The organism is Micromonospora foliorum (assembly GCF_022229015.1).
Classification (GTDB): Bacteria; Actinomycetota; Actinomycetes; order Mycobacteriales; family Micromonosporaceae; genus Micromonospora; species Micromonospora foliorum.
Genome location: NZ_JAKKFF010000358.1, coordinates 1 through 8,344, shown reverse-complemented (window position 1 = coordinate 8,344; position 8,344 = coordinate 1). Strand labels below are relative to the sequence as shown.

At 73.5% G+C, this 8,344-nt stretch carries 6 protein-coding genes and 1 pseudogene; 5 read left to right on the top strand and 2 right to left on the bottom strand.

Annotated features, from left to right (window positions below):
* A pseudogene (locus PSH25_RS24410) lies at positions 1-952 on the bottom strand (GGDEF domain-containing protein); the annotation flags it as partial.
* Positions 953-1,025: 73 nt separating this feature from the next.
* Between PSH25_RS24410 and prmC the strand changes: the two are divergent.
* The 4 genes from prmC (at position 1,026) to PSH25_RS24390 (ending at position 5,450) form a co-directional block, all read left to right on the top strand.
* On the top strand, positions 1,026-1,973 hold the full coding sequence (gene prmC, locus PSH25_RS24405; RefSeq protein WP_238661291.1) for a peptide chain release factor N(5)-glutamine methyltransferase: 948 nt from the start codon (positions 1,026-1,028) through the stop codon (positions 1,971-1,973).
* Complete coding sequence (locus PSH25_RS24400; protein WP_238661293.1) at positions 1,973-2,620, top strand: L-threonylcarbamoyladenylate synthase; 648 nt, start codon at positions 1,973-1,975, stop codon at positions 2,618-2,620. Before prmC ends, PSH25_RS24400 begins: the two co-directional genes overlap by 1 nt.
* Positions 2,621-3,232 (top strand): arsenate reductase/protein-tyrosine-phosphatase family protein, encoded by a 612-nt coding sequence (locus PSH25_RS24395; protein WP_238661290.1) that lies wholly within the window; start codon positions 2,621-2,623, stop codon positions 3,230-3,232.
* Between the two features lie 106 nt (positions 3,233-3,338).
* Positions 3,339-5,450, top strand: a complete 2,112-nt coding sequence (locus PSH25_RS24390; RefSeq protein WP_238661289.1) for a transglycosylase domain-containing protein — start codon at positions 3,339-3,341, stop codon at positions 5,448-5,450.
* Between the two features lie 10 nt (positions 5,451-5,460).
* Here PSH25_RS24390 and PSH25_RS24385 read toward each other — a convergent pair whose 3' ends face one another.
* On the bottom strand, positions 5,461-6,921 hold the full coding sequence (locus PSH25_RS24385; protein ID WP_238661288.1) for an SDR family oxidoreductase: 1,461 nt from the start codon (positions 6,919-6,921) through the stop codon (positions 5,461-5,463).
* Positions 6,922-6,956: 35 nt separating this feature from the next.
* Between PSH25_RS24385 and glyA the strand changes: the two genes are divergently transcribed.
* Positions 6,957-8,246 (top strand): serine hydroxymethyltransferase, encoded by a 1,290-nt coding sequence (gene glyA, locus PSH25_RS24380; protein ID WP_308193731.1) that lies wholly within the window; start codon positions 6,957-6,959, stop codon positions 8,244-8,246.
* Positions 8,247-8,344: the final 98 nt, after the last annotated feature.

The window sequence follows — 8,344 nt, the reverse complement described above, 5'->3', positions numbered from 1 at the left end:
AAGCCGGAGACGCCATCCGATCTAGGCCCACGTCACGGAAGTTCAGACGTGCGCTCTTCCGATCGGCCGCCTCGGCCGCCCCGGGCGTGTCGTTGGACACCTGGACGGTGTCCAGTCGGGCGACCGCCTCGATCGGCCGCCGGTCGGCGACGGCGAGGCACACCTGCCCGGGCTGACGAAGGTCGCGGGCGCGGGCGCTGTCCCCGCCGTGGCTGATCAACCGGGCCGGCTGGGCGCCTTCGGTCGCCACCTGGTCGCCGAGGGCGGCCTGTCGAGCCGCCGCGTAGCCGTACGCGGCGAGGCTGCTCGGGCGCAGCTGGCCGGCCCGCCCGGCGCGGACGAAGCGGGCCAGGTCGGCGGCCACGTCCCGCAGCACCCGCAGGCAACCGTCGCTGTCGCCGTTGTGGTCCAGGGCCACGGCGTTGCGTAGCCGGATGCCCGGCGCGGCGAACGTCTCCTCCGGGATCCCGGCGGTCAGCCCGAGCTGCCGGGCCCGCTCGATGGCGCCCAGGGCATACCCGTGGAAGCTGAGGTAGCTGTAGGCCATGGCCAGGTCGTGCCAGCCCCAGGCGGTGTCCCGGTCCGGGTCGGCGACGGCGCCGAGCGCCCGGGCCGCCCGGACGAGGTGCATGACGCAGCGGTCCAGTGCGCCCTGGTGGTGCGCGGCGAGCGCGGCCAACGCGTTGAGGTGCCCGTGCAGATAGGGCTCGGCGAGGTCGCGGACCGCCGCCGACGCCTCTTCGATGGCCCGGGTGAACTCCGCGGTCCGACCGAGATTGATCAGCGCGGAGAGGCGCTGCACCATCGCGTCCGCCCGTGCCGCCGGGTCGGTGGTGGTGCGGATCACACGCTCCAGCAGGACGTACGACTCCGCGGAGCGGCTGGCCTCCTGCAACGCCCGGGCGTGCGTGAGGGCGTCAACCTGGTCATCGACCCGGTCGAGCCAGCCCACCCGCCAACCTCCTGTCGTGCGCGCCTGGGCGCACCTGTTCGTCACGTCGCTCGCGACGCTTCATGATTATGTCGTGAGTACTTTGCCGCAACACCCCCCCGGAGGGACAGGCCCCATCCGGCCGTCGGCCGCAGTGGCCCGAACGGCCCGTGCGCTCGCCGCCGCCGGGGTCGGCTCCGCCCGGGTGGAGGCCGAGGTGTTGGCGGCGTACGTGCTGGGGGTTCCCCGGGGTCGGCTGGCGCTCGCCGACGACCTCGGCGACGACCAGATGGTGCGGCTCGACGAGCTGACCCGCCGCCGCGCCGCGCGTGAGCCCTTGCAGCACCTGACCGGTCGGGCCGGGTTTCGGCACCTGGAGCTGTCGGTCGGCCCGGGTGTCTTCGTGCCCCGGCCGGAGACCGAGCTGTTGGCCGGCTGGGGCGTCGAGCAGGCACAGAGCCGGCCCGACCCGGTGGTGGTTGACCTGTGCAGCGGTTCGGGCGCGATCGCTCTGGCGGTGGCTCAGGAGCTGCCGGGGGCGCGGGTGATCGCGGTGGAGCGGTCCCCGGCGGCGCTGGCCTGGCTGCGGCGCAACGCGGCGGAGCGCGCCGCGGCGGGGGACCGGCCTATCGAGGTGGTCGAGGCCGACGTGACCGCGCCGGACCTGCTGGCGGAGCTGGTGGGCCGGGTGGACGTGCTGCTCTGCAACCCGCCGTACGTGCCGGACGACGTGGTGGTCCCGCCGGAGGTGGCCGGGCACGACCCGGCGGAGGCGGTCTTCGGTGGCGCGGACGGTCTGGTGGTGATCCGGCCGGTCGTCGCCCGGGCGGCGGTGCTGTTGCGCCCGGGGGGCGTGTTCGGCGTCGAGCACGACGACACCCACGGCGCGGCGGTGCCCGGGCTGCTCGCCGAGGACGGCGGCTTCACCGCTGTGGCGGAGCATCTGGACCTCACCGGGCGTCCCCGCTACGCGACCGCGTCCCGACGGGCGGACGGCCAGCACGCCCCGATCGGGGCGGCGTGGCAGACTGACTCCTCGTGATGCTCTACGACTGCCGGTCGCCCGCCGATCGGGACCGCGGCATCGCTGCGGCGATCGAGGCGGTCAAGAACGGCGAGCTGGTTGTTCTCCCGACGGACACCGTGTATGGGATCGGCGCGGACGCGTTCACCCCGTACGCGGTGAAGGCGCTGCTGGATGCCAAGGGCCGGGGTCGGCAGATGCCGCCGCCGGTGCTGATCGGCTCGCGGCACACCCTGGACGGGCTGGTCTTCTCGCTGCCCACGGCCGCACGGGACCTCGTGGAGGCGTTCTGGCCGGGTGCCCTGACGATCGTGGTCGAGCACTCACCGAGCCTGCAGTGGGACCTGGGCGACAAGACCGGCACGGTGGCGGTGCGGATGCCGCTGCACCCGGTGGCGTTGGAGGTGCTGCGCGAGACCGGCCCGATGGCGGTCTCGTCGGCCAACAAGACCGGCCAGCCGGCCGCGGTCACCGCCGACGAGGCGCGTGACCAGCTCAGCTACTCGGTGCGGGCCTACCTGGAGGCCGGGCCCTGTCCGGACCCGGTGCCCAGCACGATCGTGGATCTGACCGGTGAGGTGCCGCAGCTGTTGCGGGCCGGGGCGATCCCGCTGGAGAAGCTGCGCGACGTGGTTCCGGATCTCGTCGACGGTCGGGCGGCCTGAGTGCCCCCGTTCACCGTTCTGCACGTCTGCATGGGCAACATCTGCCGCTCGCCGATGGCGGAGCGGCTGCTGGCCCTGGCGGTGCGGGAGCGGCTGACCCGGCGTGCTCAGGACCCGGCTCAGGCCGAGGAGTTGGTGCACAGCCACAGCGCCGGCACGGGTGGCTGGCACGCGGGCGAGGAGATGAACCCGCCGGCGGCCCGGCAGGTCACCGGCCGTGGTGGGGACGTGGCGGGGTTCGCCGCGCGCAAGCTGCGCTCGGATCACATCGACGCCGCCGACCTGGTCCTGACCGCCACCGCCGACCAGCAGGAGTACGTGGTGGCGCTTCGTCCGGACGCGGCGGCCCGCACGTTCGTGCTGGGTGAGTTCGGCCGGCTGCTGGCCGCGGTGGACGCCGCCGCGCTGCCGCCGGGCGACGCCACCCCGGAGGCCGTGTACGCCCGGGGGGTGGCCCTGGTGGCGGCGGCTCACGACGCGCGCCTCGGCGCCTCGGCGCTGGCCACCGATGATCTGGACGACCCGTGGGGTCGTGGCGACCAGTGCTTCAGCCGGGTCGCCGACGAGATCGAGGAGACGGTCCACCCGCTGGCCGGCGTGCTGCTGCCCTGAGCGTGCTGCGAGTTTCCTCCGGGTTTGGGGAAAACCCAGGGCTAAAGGGGCGTTCCGGGTCATTCTGAACGGGTCCTAGCGTGACCGGCTCCTGCGGGGAGAGCTGATGATCCGGGCCCAACTCGACAAACTGCTGACCGTGGTGATCGCCGGAGTGCTGGCCGGGCTGGTGCTGGCCGCCGCCGCCCTGCCCGCGGCCCTGGTCCTCGGGATCGGCTTCAGCGCCCTGTCGACGCCGTACTCGGAGCTGCCGAACACCCTCCGGACGCCGCCCACCGCGCAGCGCTCCAACCTCTACGCCAACGACGGCACCACCCTGATCACCTCCTTCTACCAGGAGGACCGGGTGGACGTGCCGCTGCACGAGGTGGCCCCGGTGATGCGCCAGGCGATCGTGGCCGCCGAGGATGTCCGGTTCTACCAGCACAGCGGGGTCGACCTGCGGGGCGTGGTGCGCGCGTTCACCGTCAACAAGCGCGACGGGCGGACCCGGCAGGGCGCCTCCACGCTGACCATGCAGTACGTCCGCAACGTACTCAGCAACGACCCTCGGCTGACCGAGGCGCAGCGGGACGCCGCCACCGAACTCACCACCGTGCGCAAGCTCCAGGAGATGCGGTACGCGCTCGCGTTGGAGCGGGAACTCGACAAGGACGAGATCCTCACCCGCTACCTCAACATCGCCTACTTCGGCGCCGGGGCGTACGGCATCGCGGCGGCCAGCAAGCGGTACTTCTCCCGGTCCCCGGCCGAGTTGACCCTGGCCCAGGCGGCCCTGCTCGCCGGTCTGGTGCGTTCGCCGGACAGCGACGATCCGATCAACGGCGACGCCGACAGCGCGGTGGCCCGGCGGTCGTACGTGTTGGAGCGGCTGGTGGAGTCGGGGCAGGTGCCGGCGGACGCGGCGGCGGCGGCGCGTGCCGAACCGTTGCAACTGCGGCCCAGCGAGACCCCGAACGACTGCACGGGAGTGCCCGACGCGCACAACGACTGGGGCTTCTTCTGCGACTGGTTCACCCGCTGGTGGAGCAGCCAGGCCGCGTTCGGGGCGACCGCCGACGAGCGGCAGCGCGCGCTGCGCCGGGGCGGGTTCTCCATCGTCTCGTCCCTGGACCCGGGGGTGCAGCGGGCCACCACCGAGCAGGTGCTGAAGATCTACCCGACGACCAGGGCCGAGGCGGTGCCCACCGCCGTGGTGCAACCGGGCACCGGGCGGGTGTTGGCGATGTCGGTCAACCGGGCCTACAGCGTGGCGGACAATCCGGTCGGGCAGAAGAACCGCCCGAACACCGTCAACCAGTTGGTCGCCGGCGGTGGCGCGATCGAGGGGTACCAGGGCGGCTCGACGTTCAAGCTCTTCACCCTGCTGGCCGCGCTGGAGTCCGGCCTGCCGCTGTCGACCGACTTCGTGGCGCCGTCCCAGTTGCTCACCCGCTTCCCGGTGACCGGGGAGGCGAGTTGCGACGGACGGTGGTGCCCGGCGAACGCCAGCCCGTCGTCGATGGACGGCCCCCGCACCATGTGGAGCGCGTTCGGCCGCTCGGTGAACACCTACTTCGCCTGGCTCACCGAGAAGGTCGGCGCCGACCGGGTGGTGGAGATGGCCGAGCGGCTCGGCATCGTGCTGCGGGCCGAGTCCGACGCCAAGCTGGCCCGCTACGGCGCGAAGGACTGGGGTCCGTTCACCCTGGGCGTGGCCGCCACCACCCCGTTGGACCTGGCCACGGCGTACGCCACGGTGGCGGCCGAGGGGACCTGGTGCGCCCCGCTGCCGGTGGTCTCGATCACCGACTCGGGCGGCCGGCCGGTCGACGCCGCCAAGCCGGACTGCCGACAGGTGCTCGACGCCGACGTGGCGCGGGCGGCCACCGACGCGGCCCGCTGCCCGGTCGGCGACCAGTCGATGTACGGGCGCTGCGACGGCGCCACCGCACCCGGGTTGCGGGCGAAGCTCGGCCGTCCGGTGGCGGGCAAGACCGGCAGCTCGGAACGGTACGAGACGGAGACGGTGGTGGCGTTCACGCCGCAGCTCGCGGTCGCCTCGATGGCCGCGAACCCGGACGATCCCCGGGACGCGGTCGGTCAGGCTGTGCAGGCCCAGTTGGTGAACGCGGTCGGTGAGGTGCTCGCCTTCGCCCTGCGCGACCAACCGGTCCGCGACTTCGTCCCGCCCAGCGAGCGAACCGCCTTCCAGACGCAACCCCAGGCCGGCAACTGACCGCGGGTGGTCAGTGGGTCTGCTCGGCGTTGCGGGCTATGTTGCGGGCCATTCCGCCGAAGACCACCGCGTGGAACGGGGCCACCGACTTCCAGTAGGCGTGCCCGGCCAGGCCGCGGGGCAGGAAGACCGCGCGTTGCTGGTAGCGGCTGCGGCCGTCGTCGGCCGACAGCACCCGCATCTCCAGCCAGGCCCGGCCGGGTAGCCGCATCTCGGCGCGCAGTCGCAGCAACTCGCCCGGGACGATCTCCTCGACCCGCCAGAAGTCCAGTGCCTCGCCGACCTGGAGGCGGTGCGGGTCGCGTCGACCCCGGCGCAGCCCGACCCCGCCGACCAGCCGGTCCAGCCAGCCGCGGATCGACCAGGCGAGGGGGAACGAGTACCAGCCGTGTTCGCCGCCGACGCCCTCGACGACCCGCCAGAGCGACGCGGGCGACGCGTCCACCGCCCGCTCCCGGACGTCGGTGTAGGCGCTGCCACCGGACCACACCGGGTCGGTGGGCAGCGGCTCGGCTGGTGCGTCCGGGCCGCTCGCGTTCGACCAGCGGGTCTCCACCTGGGCGTCGCGCACCTTGGCCAGCGCTAGCGCCACCGCGTCGTCGAAGCCGGTCAGCCCACCCGGCGGGTCGGGTACGTAGCGGGCGATGTCGTGTTCGTCCGCGACCGCCTCCTGGATCAGGCTCTCCACCAGCGGGCGGGCGATCTTGTTCGGCACCGGGGTGATCAGGCCGACCCAGTGCGAGGAGAGCGACGGGGTGAGCACCCGGACCGGCACGATGAAGCGCCGGCGCAGCCCGGCCACCCGGGCGTAGCGCTGCATCATCTCGCGGAACGTGAGCACGTCCGGCCCGCCGATGTCGAAGCCCCGGTTGACGTCCGGCGGCAGCGCGGTGCAGCCGACCAGGTAGTTCAGCACGTCGCGGACGGCGATCGGCTGGATCCGGTTGCGGACCCAGCGCGGCGTGACCATGGCGGGCAGTCGCTCGGTGAGGTAGCGCAGCATCTCGAACGACGCCGAACCGGAGCCGATGATCACCGCGGCCCGGAGCACCGCCGTGGGCACCCCGCTGGCCAGCAGGATCCGGCCCACCTCGGCTCGGGAGCGCAGGTGCGGCGAGGGGGCCGCGTCGGTCGCCGGCAGCGGACCGCCCAGGTAGACGATCCGCCGTACGCCGGCCGCGCGGGCAGCCGCCGCGAAGTTGGTCGCCGCCGCCCGGTCGGCCGCCTCGAAGTCGGACCGGCCCAGCGAGTGCACCAGGAAGTACGCCACGTCCACGTCGGCGAACGCGGCGGCCAGCGTCTCCGGTCGGCTGAGGTCTCCCTCGACGATCTCGGCCGCCGAGGCCCAGGGCACGTCGCGCAGCCGCACCGCCTTGCGGGCGAGGCAGCGCACGGTGTGCCCGTCGGCGAGCAGCAGCGGCGTCAGCCGCCCGCCGATGTAGCCGGTCGCTCCGGTGACGAGGCATCTCACAGGTCCCAGTCTGCGGCCCCCTAGACTCGTTCGCTGTGGAGACCGAGACGAGCACCTTCTGGGGGCCGGATTTCGCGCAGCTCAGGGCCACCGACCCGGAGATCGCCGGGGTGGTCCTCGGCGAGCTGGACCGGTTGCGCGGCGGCCTGCAGCTCATCGCGAGCGAGAACCTGACCTCGCCGGCGGTGCTGGCGGCGCTCGGCTCGACGCTGACCAACAAGTACGCCGAGGGTTACCCGGGCCGGCGCTACTACGGCGGCTGCGCCGAGGTGGACCGGGCCGAGGAGATCGGCAACGCCCGGGCCAAGGAGCTCTTCGGTGCCGAGCACGCCAACCTCCAGCCACACTCCGGGGCGAGCGCCAACCTGGCCGCGTACGCCGCGCTGGTGCAGCCGGGGGACACCGTGCTGGCGATGGACCTGCCGCACGGCGGGCACCTCACCCACGGCAGCCGGGTGAACTTCTCCGGCAAGTGGTTCCACCCGGTCGGCTACCCGGTGCGGCCGGACACCGAGCAGATCGACTACGACGAGGTACGGGACCTGGCGCGGGCGCACCGACCCAAGCTGATCATCTGTGGCGCCACCGCGTACCCGCGCCTGATCGACTTCGCCCGGTTCCGGGAGATCGCCGACGAGGTCGGCGCGTACCTGATGGTGGACGCGGCGCACTTCATCGGCCTGGTCGCCGGTCGGGCGATCCCGTCTCCGGTGCCGTACGCCGACGTCGTCTGCGCCACCACCCACAAGGTGCTGCGCGGCCCACGGGGCGGCATGATCCTGTGCCGCGAGTCGCTGGCCCAGCGGATCGACAAGGCGGTCTTCCCGTTCACCCAGGGTGGCCCGCTGATGCACGCGGTCGCGGCCAAGGCGGTCGCGCTGCGCGAGGCCGCCCAGCCGGAGTTCCAGACGTACGCTCGGCAGGTGGTCGGCAACGCCCAGGCGCTCGCCGCCGGGCTGGCCGACGAGGGGATGCGCCCGGTGTCCGGTGGCACCGACACCCACCTCGCGCTGATCGACCTGCGGGAGGTGGGGGTGACCGGCACCGAGGCCGAGCGACGCTGCGACGCCGCGTCGATCACCCTGAACAAGAACGCCATCCCGTACGACCCGCAGCCGCCGATGGTGGCCTCCGGCATCCGGGTGGGCACCCCGAGCGTCACCACCCAGGGGATGCGTGAGGGGGAGCTACGCCAGGTGGCGACCCTGATCGCCCGTGCGGTGCGCACCGATCCCGGTGCTCCGGGCGGTGCCGACGAGTTGACCCGGCTCGGTGCCGAGGTGTCCGAGCTGGTCGCGGCGTTCCCGGCGTACCCCCGTGGCTGAGCCCGGGGTGGTCGAGCAGGGCACCGACCGGCGGTGGCGGCTGCGGCACCTCCCGGTGCTGCTGGCCGCGTCGGCGGCGCTCGCCGCGGTCGCCGCCG

Excerpts from the sequence above, each read along its gene's own strand:
- PSH25_RS24400 (WP_238661293.1), top strand. The coding sequence starts at position 1,973 with ATGCTCTACGACTGCCGGTCGCCCGCCGATCGGGACCGCGGCATCGCT.
- PSH25_RS24390 (WP_238661289.1), top strand. The coding sequence starts at position 3,339 with ATGATCCGGGCCCAACTCGACAAACTGCTGACCGTGGTGATCGCCGGA.